This window comes from Pantoea cypripedii (assembly GCF_002095535.1).
GTDB classification, from domain to species: Bacteria; Pseudomonadota; Gammaproteobacteria; order Enterobacterales; family Enterobacteriaceae; genus Pantoea; species Pantoea cypripedii.
Genome location: NZ_MLJI01000001.1, coordinates 22,169 through 44,257, shown reverse-complemented (window position 1 = coordinate 44,257; position 22,089 = coordinate 22,169). Strand labels below are relative to the sequence as shown.

The 22,089-nt window shown below is 57.3% G+C and carries 19 protein-coding genes; 11 read left to right on the top strand and 8 right to left on the bottom strand.

Annotation, left to right across the window (positions count from 1 at the left end):
• Window positions 1-2: 2 nt before the first annotated feature.
• The 3 genes from HA50_RS00205 to HA50_RS00195 all read right to left on the bottom strand — a co-directional run bounded on the left by HA50_RS00205 (window position 3) and on the right by HA50_RS00195 (window position 3,323).
• Complete coding sequence (locus tag HA50_RS00205) at window positions 3-971, bottom strand: VirK/YbjX family protein (protein WP_084871644.1); 969 nt, start codon at window positions 969-971, stop codon at window positions 3-5.
• A gap of 184 nt (window positions 972-1,155) precedes the next feature.
• Window positions 1,156-1,773, bottom strand: a complete 618-nt coding sequence (gene sodA, locus HA50_RS00200; protein WP_084871643.1) for a superoxide dismutase [Mn] — start codon at window positions 1,771-1,773, stop codon at window positions 1,156-1,158.
• A 209-nt stretch (window positions 1,774-1,982) separates the two neighbouring features.
• Window positions 1,983-3,323, bottom strand: coding sequence for an aspartate aminotransferase family protein (locus tag HA50_RS00195; protein WP_084871642.1), 1,341 nt, complete (start codon window positions 3,321-3,323; stop codon window positions 1,983-1,985).
• Between the two features lie 174 nt (window positions 3,324-3,497).
• Between HA50_RS00195 and HA50_RS00190 the strand changes: the two genes are divergently transcribed.
• Entirely contained in the window at window positions 3,498-4,274 is a 777-nt protein-coding gene (locus HA50_RS00190; RefSeq protein ID WP_084871641.1) for a DeoR/GlpR family DNA-binding transcription regulator, read from the top strand.
• Here HA50_RS00190 and fdhD read toward each other — a convergent pair.
• The gene (gene fdhD, locus HA50_RS00185; RefSeq protein ID WP_084871640.1) at window positions 4,271-5,095 is read right to left on the bottom strand and encodes a formate dehydrogenase accessory sulfurtransferase FdhD; all 825 of its coding nucleotides are present in this window, start codon (window positions 5,093-5,095) and stop codon (window positions 4,271-4,273) included. The genes HA50_RS00190 and fdhD overlap by 4 nt on opposite strands.
• 141 nt (window positions 5,096-5,236) lie before the next feature.
• Between fdhD and fdnG the strand changes: the two genes are divergently transcribed.
• The 9 genes from fdnG (at window position 5,237) to HA50_RS00140 (ending at window position 15,326) form a co-directional block, all read left to right on the top strand.
• Complete coding sequence (gene fdnG / locus HA50_RS00180; RefSeq protein ID WP_084871639.1) at window positions 5,237-8,284, top strand: formate dehydrogenase-N subunit alpha; 3,048 nt, start codon at window positions 5,237-5,239, stop codon at window positions 8,282-8,284.
• An 11-nt stretch (window positions 8,285-8,295) separates the two neighbouring features.
• On the top strand, window positions 8,296-9,195 hold the full coding sequence (fdxH, locus tag HA50_RS00175; protein WP_084871638.1) for a formate dehydrogenase subunit beta: 900 nt from the start codon (window positions 8,296-8,298) through the stop codon (window positions 9,193-9,195).
• On the top strand, window positions 9,195-9,836 hold the full coding sequence (fdoI, locus tag HA50_RS00170; RefSeq protein ID WP_084878247.1) for a formate dehydrogenase cytochrome b556 subunit: 642 nt from the start codon (window positions 9,195-9,197) through the stop codon (window positions 9,834-9,836). Before fdxH ends, fdoI begins: the two co-directional genes overlap by 1 nt.
• The gene (gene fdhE / locus HA50_RS00165; RefSeq protein ID WP_084871637.1) at window positions 9,836-10,765 is read left to right on the top strand and encodes a formate dehydrogenase accessory protein FdhE; all 930 of its coding nucleotides are present in this window, start codon (window positions 9,836-9,838) and stop codon (window positions 10,763-10,765) included. Before fdoI ends, fdhE begins: the two co-directional genes overlap by 1 nt.
• A gap of 50 nt (window positions 10,766-10,815) precedes the next feature.
• A complete protein-coding gene (locus tag HA50_RS00160; protein WP_084871636.1) occupies window positions 10,816-11,427 on the top strand; it encodes a glutathione S-transferase in 612 nt (203 codons plus the stop codon).
• A gap of 11 nt (window positions 11,428-11,438) precedes the next feature.
• The gene (gene selA / locus HA50_RS00155) at window positions 11,439-12,818 is read left to right on the top strand and encodes an L-seryl-tRNA(Sec) selenium transferase (RefSeq protein ID WP_084871635.1); all 1,380 of its coding nucleotides are present in this window, start codon (window positions 11,439-11,441) and stop codon (window positions 12,816-12,818) included.
• Window positions 12,815-14,659, top strand: coding sequence for a selenocysteine-specific translation elongation factor (gene selB, locus HA50_RS00150; protein ID WP_084871634.1), 1,845 nt, complete (start codon window positions 12,815-12,817; stop codon window positions 14,657-14,659). The genes selA and selB overlap by 4 nt, the downstream gene beginning before the upstream one ends.
• 108 nt (window positions 14,660-14,767) lie before the next feature.
• Window positions 14,768-15,052, top strand: coding sequence for a type II toxin-antitoxin system ParD family antitoxin (locus HA50_RS00145; RefSeq protein ID WP_084871633.1), 285 nt, complete (start codon window positions 14,768-14,770; stop codon window positions 15,050-15,052).
• Complete coding sequence (locus HA50_RS00140; RefSeq protein WP_084871632.1) at window positions 15,018-15,326, top strand: type II toxin-antitoxin system RelE/ParE family toxin; 309 nt, start codon at window positions 15,018-15,020, stop codon at window positions 15,324-15,326. Before HA50_RS00145 ends, HA50_RS00140 begins: the two co-directional genes overlap by 35 nt.
• Before the next feature lie 46 nt (window positions 15,327-15,372).
• Here the strand turns inward: HA50_RS00140 and glyS are convergent, their stop codons facing one another.
• Both glyS and glyQ read right to left on the bottom strand, forming a co-directional pair.
• Window positions 15,373-17,442, bottom strand: a complete 2,070-nt coding sequence (gene glyS, locus HA50_RS00135; protein WP_084871631.1) for a glycine--tRNA ligase subunit beta — start codon at window positions 17,440-17,442, stop codon at window positions 15,373-15,375.
• Window positions 17,443-17,451: 9 nt separating this feature from the next.
• Window positions 17,452-18,363 carry a glycine--tRNA ligase subunit alpha gene (gene glyQ, locus HA50_RS00130; protein ID WP_084871630.1) on the bottom strand — a complete coding sequence of 304 codons (912 nt, stop codon included), beginning with the start codon at window positions 18,361-18,363 and terminating at the stop codon, window positions 17,452-17,454.
• A gap of 192 nt (window positions 18,364-18,555) precedes the next feature.
• On the opposite strand from glyQ, the gene HA50_RS00125 reads away from it, so the two are divergent.
• Window positions 18,556-19,551, top strand: coding sequence for an acyltransferase (locus tag HA50_RS00125; RefSeq protein ID WP_084871629.1), 996 nt, complete (start codon window positions 18,556-18,558; stop codon window positions 19,549-19,551).
• Here HA50_RS00125 and HA50_RS00120 read toward each other — a convergent pair.
• Together HA50_RS00120 and xylB are read right to left on the bottom strand one after the other, a co-directional pair.
• Window positions 19,536-20,468 carry a GlxA family transcriptional regulator gene (locus HA50_RS00120; protein WP_084871628.1) on the bottom strand — a complete coding sequence of 311 codons (933 nt, stop codon included), beginning with the start codon at window positions 20,466-20,468 and terminating at the stop codon, window positions 19,536-19,538. The genes HA50_RS00125 and HA50_RS00120 overlap by 16 nt on opposite strands.
• A gap of 167 nt (window positions 20,469-20,635) precedes the next feature.
• Window positions 20,636-22,078 (bottom strand): xylulokinase, encoded by a 1,443-nt coding sequence (xylB, locus tag HA50_RS00115; protein ID WP_084871627.1) that lies wholly within the window; start codon window positions 22,076-22,078, stop codon window positions 20,636-20,638.
• Between the last annotated feature and the right edge of the window lie 11 nt (window positions 22,079-22,089).

The window sequence follows — 22,089 nt, the reverse complement described above, 5'->3', positions numbered from 1 at the left end:
GGTTACGCGGCGTGAGTCACGTCGCGTAACCCTTCCACACCTGCTGCCAGCAATGCCTGTTGCGTCAGGTTATCCAGCAGTTCATAGCGACGGCGGTACTCCGCACGTTTCTTGCTGGCAATCTCTTCCAGCGCCTTACGCGGCATATGCAACGGCAGCGTAAATATCCCATCCGCCCGCGCTTCACCACCTAACGACTGCCAGAATTCACTGTAGCTGGCAAAGAAGTGATCGCCCTTGCTGTGACGATAACGCAGGCTGCGGAAGACATGGGTGGTATCCCCCACTGCGCTGATGGCCTGCACACCGCATTGTTCGGCGAGAATAAATACCGCTTCCATCAGCAGACGTTTAGGGAATAAACCGTGTGCCGCCTTGGTCGCATCACGAATCACATCATTAGAAATATGCTTGCGTGGTCCCTGTAAACCACCAATTAATAAACTGCGTTGTTGATTCTCATTCAAAATAGAGAAAGACAACGAAGCAATTAATTTTTCTTCAAAATGCAATTCCAGCGTAATTTCGCCTTCACGGTCGAAGCGCCCTGGGCAGCAGTGAATCGTGAAAGATTCGCCATTCTTACCCTTAAAGCCTGCCAGTAAGTTATCACCGGGGCTTTGCAGCATCTGACGCAGAGTGACGTTTTCCAGGCCAGCCATCAGGTGGTAATGGTCGAGAATCGCCTGCGCACGCTGCGCCACGCTAAAACCGGCGCGCAGATAAGGACGATGGAGTTTGGCCGGTAGCAACCCCTGCACCGTTAACATTTGCGGCAACTGTGGCAGTGCTGCCAGTTCATGCAGATAACGGTGGGTAGTAACAGGATAAACAAGGGATCTTAAGGCAAATTTAAAACGGAAATTTTTACTGCGCCATAATTTATTTGGCACAAATTTTCCGCTTATTAATTGCAGAAAAAGTGATGCTGACGAATCATTATTCGTCTCAGTATTAATTATCGTAGACATGATTATTTTTGCTTCGCAGGACTCATTGGCGCAACTATATGCCCCAAATTATCAACGGCGGGTTAATACGTTTCGATGCGTTGCAATCACGGACGGGAATATCGGTTTCGTTGAATGTTGGTTTAGCTTTTGTTTAAAAAAAACCGGCGGCATAAGGCCACCGGTTGTGCAGTTCAGAAGCTGATTACTTAGCAGAAGCGAAGCGTGCTGCTGCTTCGTCCCAGTTAACCACGTTCCAGAACGCTTTGATGTAGTCAGGACGTTTGTTCTGATACTTCAGGTAGTAAGCGTGTTCCCACACATCCAGACCAATGATCGGGAAGCCAGAAACGCCAGAGATCGCTTCGCCCATCAGCGGGTTGTCCTGGTTAGCGGTAGAAACCACAGCCAGTTTGTCGCCTTTTTTCACCAGCCACGCCCAGCCAGAGCCGAAACGGGTCGCAGCCGCTTTCTCGAACTCTTCCTGGAATTTTTCTACGCTGCCGAAATCTTTTTCGATAGCGGCTTTCAGTTCACCCTGCAGGGTGGTACCGATTTTCAGGCCTTTCCAGAACAGGCTGTGGTTAGCGTGGCCGCCCGCGTTGTTACGCAGTGGGCCTTTTTTGTCTGCTGGCAGCTGATCCAGTTTGGTGATCAGCTCATCAACCGGCAGAGCGGCGAATTCAGTCCCTTCCAGCGCTGCGTTAGCGTTGTTGACGTAAGCCTGGTGGTGTTTGGTGTGATGGATTTCCATCGTCTGCTTGTCGAAATGCGGTTCCAGTGCGTCGTATGCGTAAGGCAGGGATGGCAGTGAATAACTCATGTTCTTCCTCTCCATTAGTGTTTGAGCAGCACAACCTCGCTGGCGTGCCGCGTAAGCAGTTGGATCATTATAGTTAAATTCATGATCCGGAAAAGGGTTATCAATGCCTTAGTAATGATAAGGATTTGCCGTAGCGGCGCGATTTATCGCGCATGTTTTTGCCGGACGCCGTAAAACACGCGCAATGAATTGCGCCGCTACAGAAGTTGTTAGCGGCCCAGCTCAGTCAGCGACTTATCCAGCGCACCCACCAGCCAGTCGATATCGCCTTCCTGGAACGCCAACGGCGGACGCAGTTTCAGTACGTTACCGTACGGACCTGCGACGGAAGTCAGCACATGGTGATCACGCAGCTTCTCAATCAAATCCAATGCCAGTGCCTTGTCTGGCGTTTTGCTGCTGCGATCGCTGACCAGTTCGAAACCGATAAACAGGCCCGCACCGCGCACGTCGCCAATCGATTCATGACGGTCCATCAGCTTCGCCAGCTCGGCCTGCAACTTCGCCCCCACAACACGGCTATGCTCCTGCAAACCTTCTTCCTTGATCACTTTCAGCACCGCCTGTGCCGCTGCCATCGCCACCGGGTTACCACCAAAGGTGTTGAAGTAAGGAATTTCATCGCTAAACGCCGCCAGCACATCACTTTTTGCCAGCAGGCCAGACACCGGAATGCCGTTGCCCATCGGTTTACCGGTGGTGACTACATCCGGCACCACGCCGTGACGGGCGAAGCCCCAGAACGCATCACCGGTACGGGCAAAGCCAGGCTGCACTTCATCGGCGATAAAAATACCACCGTTGGCATGCACCACATCCACCGCTTTTTGCAGGAATCCCGGCGGGTTTGGCAGCACGCCGTCAGAGGAGAAAATGGAGTCAGCAAGGAAACCGGCAAACTTGATGCCGTGCGCTTTCATGTCGTCGATTTGCTTCTGGATTTCATTGGCAAACCACTCGCCGAGATCCGGCGCATTGACACGATAGTGGTCCGGCGGTGGCACCAGACGGGTGGTTGGCGCCAGCGGCTGGCCGGTGCCCAGCGCCGGTGACGCGCCAGAAGTGAGGTCGCTGGTGCCGTGGTAAGCCTCCTGCGAAACGATAATGCCGGTGCCGCCGCTAAACGAACGCGCAATGCGAATCGCCAGGTCATTGGCTTCCGAACCGGTACACATATACATCGCACGGTCGATGGCATCCGGGGTGGTCGCCAGCAGTTCTTCGCTGTAATCCAGGATACGTTCGTGCAGATAACGGGTATGGGTGTTCAGCATCTTCATTTGCTGATTCACCGCCTCGATCACTGCCGGATGGCAATGGCCGATGCTCGCCACGTTGTTGTACACATCGAGATATTTGTTACCTGCGGCATCCCACAGATACTGCCCTTCACCGCGCACCAGATGTACCGGCTTACGGTAGAACAGGCGATACGACTCGCCCAGCACTTTGCTGCGTTTATCGGTCAGTTTGCGCGTATCGGCATCCAGGCCGTCGGCATGTTCAGCACGAAAACTGTTGGTATCCATGATGGTGGAACGTGTAGCCATGGTAACTCCCGTTGCGAAGGTGAAAGGGGTGCATGCGTAATAACCGTTTACAGATATCATGCCGGTTTTGGCGAGAAATGCAACCAAATACACAAATACAACCAAATACACATGACGGAACGATGAAGCTCAGGTAATCTTAGGCCCACGCTGAACTCGCCACAGGGAAATGTCATGTTGCAGGAAACCCGTTTACATCGCATCCGCGCGCTGCTGACCACGCATCATCAGGTCAGTACCGAGCGCGTGATCAAAGAGCTGGGTATTTCGCGGGAAACCGCGCGGCGCGACATTATCGAGCTGGAAGCGCAGGGGGTAGCGCGGCGCGTCCATGGTGGCCTGGTGGCGGTGGATAGCCTGCCAGAAGCACCGTTGCGCGAACGACGCAGCGCCCAGGCCAAAGAGAAACGTGCCATTGCCATCGCGGCGGTGCAGCATCTGCAACCCGGCCAGACGTTGTTCCTCGATTCCGGCACCACCACCACCCTGCTGGCCGAAGAGTTACGCACCATGTCCGGGCTGACCATCATCACCAACAGCCTGCAAGCGGCGCTGGCATTGAGCTCAGCCGAAGAACATGAAACGCTGAATAATCAGGTGATTTTGCTGGGCGGCATGATGTCTGCCGGTGCCCAGCAGACGCGTGGCGAAATGACGGTGGGCGAGATTTATCGTTATCGTGCCGACGTGGCGCTGCTGTCTCCGGTCGGCATTGAGTCCAGACAGGGGGCCACCAGCTTCCATCCGCACGAAGCGGCGATTGCGCGCGCTATGGTGCAGCAGGCCAGTCATACCATCCTGCTGGCGGACCACAGCAAACTCGGCGTCGTCAGCCGCACTCAATACGCAGCGATTGCCGAGGTGGATTTGCTGATTTGTGATGCGGGCCAGGGCAAACCTGGCGCGCTCAGTGCCCTGCAACAGGTGCTGCCGCAGGTCCAGGTGGTTTAACGTAGCCGCTGCGGATGGGTATAGATAGTGGCGCGGCCCGGCTTGCTGAAGCCGACCAGCGTCAGGTTGCTCCGTTGCGCCACTTCAACGGCCAGTTGAGTCGCTGCCGACACCGCAAACAGAATCTCGACGCCACACATCGCTGACTTCTGCACCATCTCATAACTGGCGCGGCTGGAAACCAGCACCGCGCCCTGCTGCCAGTCTGCTTTGCTGCGATAGCCCAGCAGTTTATCCAGCGCCACATGGCGACCCACATCTTCACAGCCACCGCGCAGTTCCCCCGTGGGTGACATCCATGCCGCCGCGTGGGTGCAGCCGGTCAGTTCGCCCACCGGCTGGAAATCACGCAGTCGCGCTAATCCGGCATCCAGATGGTCGAGGGAAAAGGTCTGGGTAAAGGGCAACGGGGTGATCGGCTTGCCGATCTGATCCAACTGCTCGACACCACAAACGCCACAACCGGTGCGCCCTGCCATCGCGCGACGCTGTTCTTTCAGCGCCATAAAGCGACGGCTGGATAGCTCGATTTGCACTTCGATGCCATTGCAGCCCGGCACCACATCAAGACCAAAAATCTCCTGCGGCGTGTCGATAATCCCTTCCGAGAGCGAAAACCCGATCGCAAAGGCTTCCAGATCGTTAGGCGTCGCCATCATCACCACATGGGAAATGCCGTTGTAGACCAGCGCCACCGGAACTTCCTGCGCCAGCCAGTCCGGTTCGGCATGGGTGATGTCACGCCGCTGCCACACCTGTGCCTGGCTCGCGCCTGCGATCTCACTCACATTGCTGGGACTTTTCTGATCTTTCTGTGTCACTTTCTTCGCCTCGCACAACAACCTTACTAAAGCAGTAGTAATATTTAGCCGCTATACTCGCAGTCTTAGTTGGGTCATTTTGAACCGCTAACCAGCGCTCCGCAAAAATAAAATGTAGTAATGTCGAATCAAGGATTATCCATGAACGTCAGCAGAAGAAAATTCTTCAAAATCTGCGCGGGCGGTATGGCAGGGACAACGGCAGCACTCCTCGGCTTTACGCCAGAGATAGCGCTGGCGGAAACGCGGCAATACAAGTTGTTGCGCGCCCGCGAAACCCGTAACACCTGCACTTACTGCTCAGTCGGCTGTGGCCTGTTAATGTACAGCCTCGGCGATGGCGCAAGAAACGCCAATGAAACCATCTTCCACATTGAAGGGGACCCGGATCATCCGGTCAGCCGCGGAGCCTTGTGCCCGAAAGGCGCTGGCCTGCTGGATTTCGTCCATAGCGACAGCCGCCTGCACTACCCGGAATATCGCGCGCCAGGTTCGGATAAATGGCAGCGCATCAGCTGGGACGATGCCTTTGATCGCATTGCGAAGCTGATGAAAGCGGACCGTGACGCCCATTTTGAGGCGCAAAACGCCGCTGGCGCGACCGTGAACCGCTGGCTCACCACCGGTATGTTGTGCGCCTCGGCGTCCAGCAATGAAACCGGCTATCTCACCCAGAAAATGACCCGATCGCTCGGTATGCTGGCGGTCGACAACCAGGCACGCGTCTGACACGGACCAACGGTAGCAAGTCTTGCTCCAACATTTGGTCGCGGTGCGATGACCAACCACTGGGTCGACATCCGTAATGCCAACCTGATCGTGGTGATGGGCGGTAATGCGGCTGAAGCGCATCCCGTCGGTTTCCGCTGGGCGATGGAAGCCAAAATCTTCAACAAAGCCAAACTGATTGTCATCGATCCGCGCTTTACGCGCACCGCATCGGTGGCGGATTTCTATACGCCAATTCGTTCCGGCTCCGACATTGCTTTCCTGTCGGGCGTGCTGCGCTGGCTGATGGAAAACGACAAAATCCAGCATGAATATGTGCAGGCGTACACCAACGCCAGCCTGATCGTGCGCGAAGATTTTACCTTCGAAGAGGGTCTGTTCAGCGGCTACGACGCTGAAAACCGCAAATACGACAAAACCAGCTGGAACTACGAGCTGGGTGAGGATGGCTTCGCCAAACGCGACGACAGCCTGAGCCACCCGCGCTGTGTCTGGAACCTGCTGAAGCAGCATGTCAGCCGCTACACACCAGAAATTGTTGAGCGCATCTGCGGCACGCCAAAGGCCGATTTTCTGCACGTCTGCGAGCTGATTGGCGAGACCAGTGCAAAAGATCGCACCACTTCCTTCCTGTATGCCCTCGGCTGGACCCAGCACTCGATTGGCGCGCAGAACATCCGCACCATGGCGATGATTCAGCTGTTGCTCGGCAATATGGGGATGGCGGGCGGTGGCGTGAATGCGCTGCGTGGTCACTCCAATATCCAGGGACTGACCGACCTCGGCCTGCTGTCGCAAAGCCTGCCAGGTTATATGACGCTGCCTTCTGAGAAGCAGACCGATCTGCAAACCTATCTCACCGCCAACACGCCGAAAGCCGCGCTGCCGGGCCAGGTGAACTACTGGAGCAACTACCCGAAATTCTTCGTGAGCATGATGAAAGCCTTCTTTGGCGACAAAGCGCAGGCGGAGAACAGCTGGGGCTTTGACTGGTTGCCGAAGTGGGACAAAGGCTACGACGTACTGCAATACTTCGAAATGATGTCACAGGGGAAAGTGAACGGGTATCTGTGCCAGGGCTTCAACCCGGTGGCCTCGTTCCCGAACAAGCGCAAAGTGATTGCTTCGCTGTCGAAGCTGAAGTTCCTCGTCACCATCGACCCGCTCAACACCGAAACTTCGACCTTCTGGCAGAATCACGGCGAATTTAACGACGTCGATCCGGCGCAGATTCAGACCGAGGTGTTCCGCCTGCCCTCCACCTGCTTTGCCGAGGAGAACGGCTCGATCGTGAACTCCGGCCGCTGGTTGCAGTGGCACTGGAAAGGCCAGGACGGTCCGGGTGAATCGCGCAACGATGGCGAAATCCTGGCGGGCATCTACCTGCGGCTGCGTGAAATGTATGCGCACGAAGGCGGTGCTGCGCCGGAGCCGGTGCTGAACATGACCTGGAACTACCTGACGCCAGATAACCCGGCGTCGGAAGAGGTGGCGATGGAGAGCAACGGCAAGGCGCTGGCGGATATCGTTGATGACAAAGGCACCCTGCTGGTGAAAAAAGGCCAGCAGCTCAGTACCTTTGCCCATCTGAAAGATGACGGCAGCACCAGCAGCGGCTGCTGGATTTTCGCCGGTAGCTGGACGCCAGAGGGTAACCAGATGGCGCGGCGCGACAACGCCGATCCATCCGGCCTCGGCAACACGCTGAACTGGAGCTGGGCATGGCCGCTCAATCGCCGCATCCTGTATAACCGCGCTTCCGCCGATCCGCAGGGCAATCCGTGGGATGCCAAACGTCAGTTGCTGAAGTGGGATGGCAGCAAATGGGCCGGTATGGATATCCCGGACTACAGCGCCGCCGCACCTGGCAGCAATGTCGGGCCATTCATCATGCAGCCCGATGGTATGGGCCATCTGTTCGCGCTCGACAAAATGGCGGAAGGTCCGTTCCCGGAACATTACGAGCCGTTTGAAACGCCGATCGGCACCAACCCGCTGCACCCCAACGTGGTATCGAACCCGGCGGCGCGCGTGTTTAAGGACGATCTGGCGGCGATGGGCAAAGCCGAACAGTTCCCGTATGTCGGCACCACCTATCGTCTCACCGAGCATTTCCACTTCTGGACCAAACACGCACGGCTCAACGCCATCGCACAGCCGGAACAGTTCGTGGAGATTGGCGAAGTGCTGGCGAACAAGCTGGGCATTGCTCAGGGCGACACGGTGAAGGTCAGCTCAAATCGCGGCTATATCAAAGCCAAAGCGGTGGTCACCAAACGTCTGCGTCCGTTACAGGTGGATGGCAAAACCGTGAATACCATCGGCATCCCGATTCACTGGGGTTATCAGGGCGTAGCGAAGAAAGGTTTTATCGCCAATACCCTGACGCCGTTTGTCGGCGACGCCAATACGCAAACGCCGGAATTTAAGGCATTCCTCGTTAACGTCGAGAAGGTGTAAGGAGAACGAATATGGCTTATCAATCGCAAGACATTATCCGCCGCTCCGCCACCAACGGCGTTACGCCACCGCCGCAGGCGCGCAACCATCAGCAGGAGGTGGCGAAGCTGATTGACGTCACCACCTGCATCGGCTGCAAAGCCTGCCAGGTGGCCTGTTCGGAGTGGAACGACATCCGTGATGAAGTCGGTCATAACGTCGGGGTGTACGACAACCCGGCGGATTTGACCGCCAAATCCTGGACGGTGATGCGTTTTTCCGAAGTCGAGGAAAACGGCAAACTGGAGTGGCTGATCCGCAAAGATGGCTGCATGCACTGCGCCGATCCTGGCTGCCTGAAAGCCTGTCCTTCGGAAGGGGCGATCATTCAGTACGCCAACGGCATTGTCGATTTTCAGTCCGAGCAGTGCATCGGCTGTGGTTACTGCATCGCCGGTTGTCCGTTCGACGTGCCGCGTCTCAATAAAGACGACAACCGCGTGTATAAATGCACGCTATGCGTCGATCGTGTCACCGTCGGCCAGGAACCGGCCTGCGTGAAAACCTGTCCGACCGGGGCGATTCATTTCGGCAGCAAAGCCGATATGCAAACCCTCGCCGGGGAACGTGTGGAGGAACTGAAAACGCGCGGCTACGACCATGCCGGTTTGTACGATCCCGCCGGGGTGGGCGGTACGCATGTGATGTATGTGCTGCACCACGCCAACAAGCCGCAGCTGTATCACGGCCTGCCGGAAAACCCGAGCATCAGCCCCGCTGTCACCTTCTGGAAAGGCATCTGGAAACCGCTGGCGGCGGTCGGTTTTGCCGCCACCTTCGCGGCGGCGGTGTTCCACTACGTCGGCATCGGGCCGAACCGGGTGGACGACGAAGACGACAACCTGCATGACGATAAAGAGGAGCGCAAATGATGAAAAAGCGCGATCGCCTGGTGCGCTACAGCGCACCCGAACGCATCAATCACTGGATTGTGGCGTTTTGCTTTGTCTTTGCCGCCCTGAGCGGACTGGGTTTCTTCTTCCCGTCGTTCAACTGGCTGATGCACGTGCTGGGCACACCACAACTGGCGCGGATTCTGCATCCTTTTGTTGGCGTAGTGATGTTTGCCGCCTTTCTCATCATGTTTTTACGTTACTGGCGACATAACCTGATCACCCGTGACGACCTGATATGGGCGAAAAATATCCATAAAATCGCGCGTAATGAGGAGGTCGGCGATACCGGCAAATACAACTTCGGGCAGAAGTGTGTGTTCTGGGCTGCTATCATCAGCTTAGTCATGCTGCTGGCGAGTGGAATTGTGATTTGGCGACCGTACTTCGCCGGAGCCTTCTCCATTCCGTTGATTCGCGCCGCGCTGGTGGTGCATTCGGTCTCAGCCGTGGCGCTGATTATCGTGATTATGGTGCATATTTACGCCGCCCTGTGGGTCAAAGGCACCATCACCGCGATGGTTGAAGGCTGGGTCCCTGCCGCGTGGGCGAAGAAACATCACCCACGCTGGTATCGCGAGCAGCGCCAACGCCAAACACAACAGGAAAAACGCCCCTGATGAGTATTCGCATTATCCCGCAGGACCAGCTGGAGAAAAGCGATAAGAACACGGCGGATAAAATTCCGCCGTTACTTTTCCCCCGGCTGAAAAATTTATATAGCCGTCGGGCAGCCCGTTTGCGCGATCTGGCGGCGAAAAATCCGCTCGGCGATTATCTGCGCTTTGCCGCCGTAATCGCCCAGGCGCAGGAAATCGTGCTGTACGACCATCCGTTGCAGATCGATTTACGCGCGCGGCTGGAGCAATGCGCCGAGCAGGGCATCCCGCCGCTGGATATTCACACCTACCCACGCGATGCCCACTGGCAGCGGCTGCTGCATTCATTAATCGCTGAGCTGAAACCGGAGATGAGTGGCCAGGCGCTGGCAGTGCTGGAAAATCTGGAGAAAGCCTCCGCGACCGAGCTGGAAACCCTCGCTACCGCGTTGCTGGAAGGCAACTTTGCGCAGGTCAGTAACGACAAGTCGCCGTTTATCTGGGCGGCATTGTCCATTTACTGGGCACAGATGGCGGCGCTGATCCCGGGCAAAGCCCGTGCCGAATATGGCGAGCATCGTCAGTTCTGCCCGGTTTGCGCCAGCGTGCCGGTGGCAAGTGTGGTGCATATGGATGTCGGACAGCAGGGATTACGTTATCTGCATTGCAATCTGTGCGAAAGCGAATGGTATGTGGTACGCAGTAAATGTTCTAATTGCGAACAGACAAGGGATTTGCATTACTGGTCGCTGGATAGCGAGATGGCAGCGGTCAAAGCCGAAAGTTGTGGCGATTGTGGGACTTACCTGAAGATGTTGTATCAGGAGAAGGACCCCGCCGTAGAACCGGTGGCCGATGACCTCGCTTCTCTGGTGCTGGATGCGCGTATGGAGCAGGAAGGTTTTGCGCGCAGTAGCCTGAATCCGTTTCTGTTTCCAGGCGAAGGGTAAGCCTTCGCCATTACTCTTTCTGCGTACCGCGACAACCACGGAGGCGTTCGATGAAACTGATAGGCAGCTACACCAGTCCTTTTGTACGGAAAATTTCGGTGATCCTGCTGGAAAAAGGCATCGTCTTTGAATTCGTCAATGAATCACCGTGGAATGCCGACAGCCATGTACCGCATTACAATCCGCTGGGCAAAGTCCCGGCATTGGTGGATGACAACCATCTGACCTGGTTTGATTCTTCACTGATCGCCGAAGCCATCGAACTGCGCGGAGATGCCCCGGCGCTGCTGCCCAAAGATCCGCTGCGCGCGTTGCAAATCCGTCAGCTGGAAAAACTGGCCGATGGCGTAAACGATGCGGCGCTGGTGATCGTGCGTGAAAAAATGCGTCCTGGCGATCAGCAATCCGCCGAGGTGTTGCTGCGCAATCGGGAAAAAATCCTGCGCGGTCTTGATGCACTGGAAACCGCTGCCGCACAACGTGACCTGCTGCATAGCGACACCCTCAATCTGGCGGATATCGCCACCGGTTGCATGATTGGCTACCTGAATTTTCGTCGCGTGGTGCCAAACTGGTGTGTAAATCGCCCGGCATTAATCAAACTGGCGGAGAACCTGTTCCAGCGGGAAAGTTTTGCCCGCACCGTCCCGCCCACCAGCTAAAAGTTTGCCCGATGAAAACATTGTTTAGCCAGCTGCCTGCTATTGATAGCCTGCTGCGCGATCCTGCGTTGCAGGCGCTGATTGATGATGCAGGTACGGCTTTTGCCACACGTCAGCTACGCGCCATGCAACAGGAAGCCCGCGCACACATCCAGCAGCATCAGGCTTTGCCCGACTGGCATGCTAACTGGCCGGATGAAGCGTTGCGCCGAACCCGACAGCAGCGCCAGAGCGCGCTCCGTCCGGTATTCAATCTGACCGGCACCGTATTACACACCAATCTGGGCCGCGCCCAATTGAGCGAAACCGCCATCAATGCCGTCACTGCCTGCCTGCGTCAGCCGGTGACGCTGGAATATGCGCTGGATGATGCCGCTCGCGGCCATCGCGATCGCGCCGTGGCCGCCCTGCTGTGCGAACTGACCGGCGCGGAAGATGCCTGCATCGTCAACAACAACGCGGCGGCGGTACTGCTGATGCTCTCCGCTCTGGCTGCCGGGCGCGAGGTGGTGGTCTCACGCGGTGAACTGGTGGAAATTGGTGGCGCGTTCCGCATTCCTGACGTGATGCGCCAGGCAGGATGCCGTCTGGTGGAAGTCGGCACCACTAACCGCACCCATTTGAAAGATTATCGCGCCGCAATCACCGACGATAGCGGCCTGTTAATGAAAGTTCATACCAGCAACTATCAGATCCAGGGATTCACCCATGCGGTGACCGAAGCGGAACTGGTCACGCTGGGCGCAGAACACCAGCTGCCGGTGATCACCGATCTCGGCAGCGGATCACTGATCGATATGACCGCTTACGGCCTGCCGGCCGAACCGATGCCGCAGCAGCTGATTGCCGCTGGCGTCAGCCTGGTGAGTTTTTCCGGTGATAAACTGCTGGGGGGGCCGCAGGCCGGGATTATTGTCGGGAAAAAAGCGTTGATTGCGCAGCTGCAACAGCACCCACTCAAACGCGCCCTGCGCGTGGATAAAATGACGTTGGCGGCGCTGGAAGCCACGCTGCAACTTTACCGTCACCCGGAAAAGCTGCGTGAAACGCTGCCGACATTACGCCTGCTGACCCGTCCCGCAGATGACATCCTGCAACAGGCCGAACGGCTAATACCCGCGCTGGAAAACACCTTTTGTGATGATTTTTCGCTGGCGATCGCCCCTTGTTCGTCACAAATCGGCAGCGGATCGCTTCCGGTTGAGCGTCTGCCCAGCTTTGCCATCACCTTCAGCCCGCGCGATGGTCAGGGTGGCACCCTGAATGCGCTGGCCCAGCGCTGGCGCGCCCTGCCACAACCGGTGATTGGTCGCTTACAGGATGGCAAACTGTGGCTTGACCTGCGCAGTCTGACTGACGAATCCGCCTTTATCAGAGCCTTAGTACCATGATTATCGCCACTGCCGGACATGTCGATCACGGCAAAACCGCACTGCTCCAGGCACTGACCGGCATCAATGCCGACCGCCTGCCAGAAGAACAACGCCGTGGCATGACCATCGACCTGGGTTACGCCTACTGGCCGCAGCCTGATGGCCGGGTGATCGGTTTTATTGATGTTCCGGGCCATGAAAAGTTTCTCGCCAATATGCTGGCGGGGATTGGCGGTATTCATCACGCGCTGCTGGTGGTGGCCTGCGACGATGGCGTGATGCCGCAAACCCGTGAACATTTGCAGCTGCTCAGCCTGGCCGGGCAGTCCGCGCTGAGCGTCGCGCTGACCAAAGCGGATCGGGCAGACGCGGCCCGTATTGAAGAAGTGCAACAACAGGTGGCGCAGCTGACGCAGCAATTGGGTTGGTCAGATGCGATGCAGTTTGTCACCAGCAGCACGACCTGGCAGGGTATCGACGCATTACGCCAGCATCTGATCGCGCTGCATGAACCGCCCTTTATACCCCGGCAGCGTTTTCGCCTTGCCATTGACCGCGCCTTTACCCTGAAAGGGGCTGGCCTGGTGGTCACCGGCACCGCACTGGCGGGAGAAGTCAGCGTCGGTGACACCCTGTGGCTGACCGGAGTCAATCAGCCGGTACGCGTGCGCGCCCTGCATGCGCAAAATCAGTCCGTTCCCCATGCGCAGGCCGGGCAACGCATTGCGCTGAATATTGCTGGTGAAGTGGAAAAAGCGCAGATCAGCCGGGGTGACTGGCTGCTGAGCCAGCAACAGGATCACGGCAGCACGCGACTGACCGTGGCGTTATCACTGTTGCAGCCACTGCATAGCGCTTCACAGCCGGTGCATCTTCATCATGCCGCCAGCCATATTACCGGACGCATAACCCCACTTAGCGACCAGCTCGCCGAGCTGGTACTGACTAGCCCACTGTGGTTGACAGACAATGACCGCCTGATCATCCGCGACAGCAATGCACAGCAAACGCTGGGGGGTGGCCGGGTGATTCTGCTGAACAGCAAAAAGCGCGGCAAGCGGCATCCTGACTACCTGGCCTGGCTGCAACAGCTGGCACTGGCAAGGGATGATGAAGCCAGCCTGCGCGCCCACCTTGCACATCAGCCTGCTGACTACAGTGAATTTTCCTGGGCGCGTCAGCTCACACCAGCGGCAATGGAGGCTATGCTGACCGCCATCGCGCCGGTGCGCTTAAATCAGGCATTAATGGACCCGGCTCAGGCCAGCCGCTGGCAGCAAACGCTACTCGACGCGCTGGCCCATTTTCATCAGCAGCATCCCGAGCAACCGGGTATCGGCCACGATCGCCTGCGCCGTATCGCCCTCCCGCATGCCCCGGCAGAACTGGTGCTGGCGCTGATTGATCAGACGCTGGCACAAGGGCTGATTCAGCAACGCAACGGCTGGCTGCACCAACCCCATTTCGAACCCCGATTTAACCCGCAGGAAGAAGTCTTGTGGCAGCAGGTTGGCCCGCTGTTTACTGACCAGCCGCTCTGGGTACGCGATATCGCCACCAGCCTCCAGCAGGATGAACAGGAGATTCGCGCCCTGCTGCTGACAGCCGCACGCCTCGGCCACATCACCGCGATCGTGCGCGATCGCTACTACCTCACTTCGCAGGTGCAGATCTTCGCCGATCTCATTCGCCAGCGTGCCGCACACGGCGGCAGCACGTCGGCGGCTGATTTCCGCAACCAGCTTGGCACCGGGCGTAAAGTGGCGGTGCAAATTCTGGAATTTTTTGACCGCAGCGGTTTTACCCGCCGCCGGGGTAATGAACATCTGCTGCGTGATGCGCGGCTGTTTAACACCTGATTTTCGCGTCTCCTCGCAATTGCCGCTGTAATCCCGCTGCAACTCCAGTTCATCGTTGAACAAAAATGTGCCAGGATGTAAGAATATTTCTTACATCAGGTAACCGCTATGGCACGGACTATGACGATCGATTTGGGTGACGAACTGCGCGAGTTTGTTGAATCACTGGTTGCATCCGGTGACTACCGTACACAAAGCGAGGTAGTGCGGGAATCACTACGTTTGCTGCGGGAGAAACAGGCGGAATCGAAGCTGGAAACGCTGAGGGCACTGGTGAAACAAGGTTTTGAGAGTGGTGAACCTCAGGTATTTGATGAAGCCGCTTTCTTTAGGAAAGTAAAAGCCAGGGTGGGCATTTATGAAGAGAACGATAGAGATAATGCCGGAAGCTAATCAGGATATGATGGAAATCTGGCTCTATAGCTATTGGAATTTTGGGGAGTATCAGGCAGATCAGTACAGCCAGAATATGCACAAACTCCTCTTTAAACTCGCTGTTCATGAATTAGGTCGTAAGCGAACAGAATTGGGCAAGCAGGTTTATTCAATGCCCTACGGTCAGCACATTATTATCTATCGCACTGAACCAGCCAGAATTATTATCGGCCGCATACTGCACCATACACAAGATGCCACTGCGATAACCTTCAGTAATCTTTTTATTTAAAAAAAAGGAGCGATTGCTCGCCCCTTGGTTTTTCCAGATATGCGCCTTACTGCAACAGCGAAATATCCGCAACTTGCAGGAACAGCTCGCGCAGCTGAGCCAGCAGCGTCAGACGGTTAATCCGCACTGCCTGGTCATCCGCATTCACCATCACTTTATCGAAGAAGTTATCGACCGCTTCGCGCAGCTGCGCCAGTTCGATCAACGCATCCTGATAACGGCCTTCTGCGAAGTACGGTTGCAGCTTGCTGCTGAGCACCGTGACGAAGGTCGCCAGCTTGATCTCTTCGTTCTCTTTCAACAGCGAAGCCTGCACGCTGTCGTTCAGGGTTTCGGTTGATTTCGCCAGGATGTTAGAAACACGCTTGTTGGCAGCCGCCAGCGTTGCCGCCGCTTCCAGAGTACGGAAGTGCGAAACCGCTTTCATACGTGCATCGAAATCTGCCGGACGCGTCGGGCGACGAGCCAGTACCGCCTGAATGGTGTCAACGCTGTGGCCTTCTTCCTGATACCAGGTACGGAAACGGCCCAGCATAAAGTCGATCACATCATCCACAACCTTAGCGTTGCTCAGTTTGCTGCCGTAGAGGCGCACCGCTTCTTCCGTCAGGGTTTGCAGATCGAGCGGCAGGTTCTTCTCGACGATAATACGCAGCACGCCCAGCGCAGCACGGCGCAGTGCGAACGGGTCTTTATCGCCTTTCGGATGCTGACCAATCCCGAAGATTCCCGCGAGGGTATCCATTTTGTCGGCAATCGCCACGGCGCAGGCAACCGGGTTGGACGGCAGATCATCACCAGCAAAACGCGGCTGATACTGCTCGTTCAGCGCCACGGCCACATCTTCCGCTTCGCCATCATGGCGCGCGTAGTGCATGCCCATCACACCCTGGGTGTCGGTAAATTCAAACACCATGTTGGTCATCAGGTCGCATTTGGACAGCAGGCCAGCACGGGTTGCATGGTTCACATCGGCACCGATCTGCGCGGCGATCCAGCCAGCCAGCGCCTGAATGCGGTCGGTTTTATCACGCAGCGTACCCAGCTCTTTCTGGAACAGCACGGTTTCCAGACGCGGCAGATGATCTTCCAGACGCTTTTTACGGTCGGTGTTAAAGAAGAATTCAGCATCAGCCAGACGCGGACGGACCACCTTCTCGTTACCGGAGATGATCTGCTGCGGATCGCTGGATTCGATGTTGGCAACAAAGATGAAGTTCGGCAGCAGTTTGCCGTCGTCAGCGTAAACCGGGAAGTATTTCTGGTCACCTTTCATGGTGTACACCAGCGCTTCAGCCGGAACCGCGAGGAATTTCTCTTCGAAGGTGGCGGTCAGCACCACCGGCCATTCCACCAGCGAGGTGACTTCTTCCAGCAGGCTATCGCTCAGGTCAGCATTGCCACCCAGCTGCAGCGCCGCTTTTTCGGCATCCGCTTTGATCTGGGCTTTACGCGCTTCGTAATCCGCCATCACCTTGCCGCGTTCCAGCAGCAGCTGCGGGTATTGATTGGCATTGTCGAGGGTGATTTCCGGCTCGCCCATAAAGCGATGACCACGAATCACGCGGTCAGACTGAATGCCCAGGATAGTAGCCGGAATCAGCTCCGCACCCAGCAGCAGTGTCACGGTGTGGACCGGACGCACAAATTGCACGTCGCTGGCACCCCAGCGCATCAGTTTCGGGATCGGCAGCTTGCTCAGAGCGGTCGCTACCATGGCGGGCAGCAGCGCCTGAGCGCTTTCGCCTTTCACCTGGGCGCGATACACCAGCCATTCGCCTTTATCGGTGTTCAGACGCTCCGCCTGATCGACGGTGATACCGTTGCCACGCGCCCAGCCTTCTGCCGCTTTGGTGGCATTGCCGTCAGCATCAAAAGCCGCCGCAATCGCCGGGCCACGTTTTTCAACTTCGCGATCCGGTTGTGCCGCCGCCAGCTGGGCCACTTTCAGTGCCAGGCGACGCGGAGCCGCAAACCAGCTGACTTCACCGTGCGCCAGGCCAGCAGCGTCCAGTTCCGCAGTCACATGCGCAGCAAAGGATTCCGCCAGGCTGCGCAGCGCTTTCGGAGGCAACTCTTCGGTGCCAATTTCCACCAGGAAAGTTTTATCGGTCATGGCTGCCTCTTACTTGTTGTTATTGCACATCGGGAAGCCCATCGCCTCGCGCGAGGCGTAGTAGGCTTCAGCCACGGCTTTGGTCAGGGTACGGATGCGCAGAATGTAACGCTGACGTTCGGTCACCGAGATCGCCTTACGCGCGTCCAGCAGGTTAAAGCTGTGAGCGGCTTTCAGGATGCGCTCATACGCAGGCAGCGGCAGCGGTTTTTCCAGCGCCAGCAGATGCTGCGCTTCTTTCTCGTACTGCTCGAAGCAGGTAAAGAGGAAATCCACATCGGCGTATTCGAAGTTGTAAGTCGACTGTTCCACTTCGTTCTGATGGAACACATCACCGTAAGTGGTTTTGCCCAGCGGGCCGTCGCTCCAGGTCAGATCGTAGACGCTGTCCACGCTCTGGATATACATCGCCAGACGCTCCAGACCGTAAGTGATCTCACCGGTCACCGGCTTACACTCAAGGCCACCCACCTGCTGGAAGTAAGTAAACTGCGTCACTTCCATGCCGTTGAGCCACACTTCCCAGCCGAGACCCCAGGCACCCAGCGTCGGGTTTTCCCAGTTATCTTCTACGAAGCGAATGTCGTGCACCGTCGGATCAATACCCAGTTCTTTCAGCGACCCAAGGTACAGCTCCTGAATGTTGTCCGGCGAGGGCTTGATGATCACCTGGAACTGATAGTAGTGCTGTAAACGGTTCGGGTTTTCACCGTAGCGTCCATCGGTAGGACGGCGGGATGGCTGCACATAAGCAGCGGCAATCGGCTCCGGGCCTAATGCGCGCAGGCAAGTCATCGGGTGAGAGGTGCCAGCGCCCACTTCCATGTCCAGCGGTTGGACAATGGTGCAGCCCTGACGCGCCCAGTAATCCTGCAAGGTCAGGATCAGGCCCTGAAAGGTCTTGGTATCAAACTTTTGCATGTTGAATTCGCACGCGATACGGGTGGATTAAAAAAGAGTGCGACAGTATACCCTTTGACCGCGCAATGTGCAGCCGGAAATCCTGACAACACGCCGGCGACCAGATGGCTCTGAATTCCAGGCCCAAAGGTTGTTGGCGCGCCAGCCACTGACTACCCTTCCGGGCATGGACGTTGTGTACCTGGGGAAGTCATGTCGCAAAAAATCAATTGGATCGACAACTTACGTGCCATCGCCTGCCTGATGGTGATCGTCATTCATACCACCACCTGGTACATCACCGGGCCGATGGCGGTGACCGGCATCAGCTGGGATGTGGCTAACGTGCTCAATTCAGCATCACGCGTCTGCGTGCCACTGTTCTTTATGATTTCAGGTTATCTGTTCTTTGGGGAACGCAGCGCTCAGGGTCGGCATATGCTACGTATCGTACTGTGCCTGCTGTTCTACAGCGCGGTGGCGCTGGCCTATATCACCTGGCTGACGCCGATCAGCGAAGGTCGCTCACTGCTGAAGCTGCTGCAAAAACCGGTGTTCTATCACCTGTGGTTTTTCTTTGCGATTATCGGCATCTACCTGCTTTCTCCGCTGATACAGGTGAAAACCGTGCAGCCGCGCTACGTGGCGTTGTTAGTTGTGATACTGGCGGTGCTGGCGAATCCCAACACCGTCAGCCAGTCGGTGGGGCCGTTTCACTGGCTGCCGGTGAATTTGTATGTCAGCGGCGACAGCATTTATTACCTGCTGTATGCGCTGCTGGGGCGGGCCATTGGCTGTATGGAGACGGAAAAACCGGGAGTCACCCCACTGGCGGCGCTGGGTTTTATCGCCTGCGTCATTGGCATCACCCTCGGCACCAAACAGATGTTGCTGATAAACGGCGCGTTCAACGATACCTGGTATCTCTACTGCGGACCGCTGGTATTTATCGCTGCGATAAGCCTGCTGGTGCTGTGCAAAAACGCACTCAATCGCCGCACGTTGCCGCTACTGGGAACCATTGCACGCTATTCGCTACCCATTTATGGTTTTCATGCGTTGTTTATCCATTTCCTGCGTACCCATCATTACGACGATATGGCACATCCATGGCTTGACCTGCCGTGGGTATTTGGCGTGACGCTCATCGGCAGTTTGCTGCTGGCGATATTGTTGAAGCGGATAGATAAACATCACCTGGTGAGCTGATCGTCCCAGCGTTGCAGCGCCCGACGCAGCTGACGGGCAGAGGAGAAGCCCGCCGCCAGCGCGGCTTTTTCTGCGGCTTCGCCCTGCTGCTGACGCTGACGGGCAATCACCAGCCGCAGCTGTTCGTGGTATTCGCGCACGCTAATACCCAGATGCTGGCGGAACAGACGCGTCAGATGCCGCTCGCTGACATGGGCACGCTCCGCCAGCGCAGGCAGCGACCAGTCATACTCAGGGTGGGCAATCATCACATCCTGCGCGCGGTGAATCGCCGGGTGCAGATGGTTACGATAGCGCAGCCACGGCGAGAGTTGCGGATCATCACCGGAACGCCGGAACCACACCACCATCTCACGCGCCACCGCCAGCGCCTGACGCGCGCCACATAGCCGGTTAATCAAGTGGAGTGAGAGGTCGATACCGGCGGTAATTCCGGCGCTGCTCCAGATGCCGCCATCTTCAATAAACACCCGGTTTTCTTTTACCAGCGCAGCCGGGGCCGCCGCCTGTAAACGGGGTAACACGTCATGATGCGTGGTGCACTGCACGCCATCCAGCAATCCGGCTTGTGCTGCCAGCAGCGAACCGGAACAGACGCACACCAGGGTGATACGCTGAGCCTGGATATCCGCCTGTTGCAGGCGTAACCAGTCACGCGCAATGGCGGCGGCGGGGGTGTCGTAGCAGGTACGAGAATCGTGCACACCCGGCACCACCAGCAGACTGTCGGCAGGCAAGCGCTCGGGCAGTGGTGCGATGTCGCTGATGGTCATTTGGGTGGAACAGGTGACGCTGGTCTGCGGCCCGATATAGTGCAGCACGAAGTGGCCGCCAGCCAGCTGGAAAGTTTCTGCCGGACCGGTGAGATCGAGCACCATCACCCCAGGCAGAGTCAGAAAGAACACGGGTTGCGGCATGGCCAGACTCCGGTGGTAGATCTCGCATCAAACCGTAACGGCGCGTCTTTTCGGGCTGGGCACTTGCTGCCAAAGACATGCGCGATAAATCGCGCCGCTACGCCAGAGTCTATCTTACCTGACTTTATCGCCTGACCCATGCCAATTCCGGCCATTGCTCTGACTTATCAGGACATCAGCGGTTGCAGTTGCTGATATAGGCGGGCAAAGACTTCACGCTGCGGTTGATAGGCCCGATGTCTGGCCGCATCCGGTTGATGACGTTGCGCCAGTTCCGGCATTGGCAACACGCTGTCGGGAGCAACCGCCAGCTGCGCCAGCCGTGCCGCACCCAGCGCAGGTCCCACTTCGCCGCCGTGGCAATAATCCAGCGTCAGGCCGCTGATATCTGCCAGCATCTGCCGCCAGTAAGCACTGCGCGCACCGCCGCCAATCAGCATCACCGTTTGTGGTTGCACACCACATTCATGTACCGCATCCATTCCTTCCGCCAGGGCAAATCCCACCCCTTCCAGCACCGCACGCGCCAGCTCCGGCCTGCCATGCTGATGCGTCAGGCCGAAAAATGCCCCCTGCGCCTGCGGGTTGTTATGCGGTGTCCGCTCGCCGGAGAGATAAGGCAGGAACCATACGGGTGAAACATCGCTGCGCGCCTGTTCGGCTTCGGATAGCAGCTGCGGCACATCCTCACAGCCAGTGAGTTTTGCCGCCCAATCCAGACAGGAGGCCGCGCTAAGGATCACGGACATCAAATGCCAGCGCTGCGGCAGCGCATGACAAAAACTGTGTACCGCCCGCTGTGGATTGCTGAGATAGCCATCGCTCACCAGGAAATAGACGCCCGAAGTGCCGAGCGACAGCATACCCTGCCCCGGCTCGACCATACCGACGCCCACCGCTCCCGCAGCATTATCACCGCCACCCACCACCAGCGGCACCGGCTGCATTCCCCAGCGTTGGGCAATCTCTGGCTGCAATGTACCGGTCACCTGGTTACCTTCAAACAGCTGTGGCATCTGGTGACGATCCAGCCCGCAGGCGTTGAGTAATTTATCGCTCCAGTCGCGTTTCGCTACATCGAGCCACAGGGTCCCGGCCGCATCCGACATATCGGTGGCAAAATCGCCGCTTAAGCGCCAGCGCAGATAATCCTTGGGCAGTAAGACCTTAGCGACCTGCGCAAAGATCTCAGGTTCATGTTGCTGCACCCACAGCAGCTTGGGTGCAGTAAAGCCCGGCATCATCAGGTTGCCGGTGATGGTGCGTGACTCCGGCACCTGCTGCTCCAGCTGGCGGCATTGCTCAGCGCTGCGTCCGTCGTTCCAGAGAATCGCCGGACGCAGTACCCGAAACCGGGCATCCAGCAAGGTGGCACCGTGCATCTGGCCACTCAGCCCAATCGCCTGCACGCCGCTTAAATCATGCTGTTGCGCCAGTGCCTGCATTGCCTGATCCGTGGCGAGCCACCAGCTTTCGGGATCCTGCTCGCTCCATAACGGATGCGGGCGCGACACCTGCAACGGTGCGCTTGTGACGGCAACCACCTGCCCCTGCGCATCCAGCAATGCCACCTTGACGCCGGAGGTGCCCAAATCGATCCCGATAACCATGCTGATCTCCC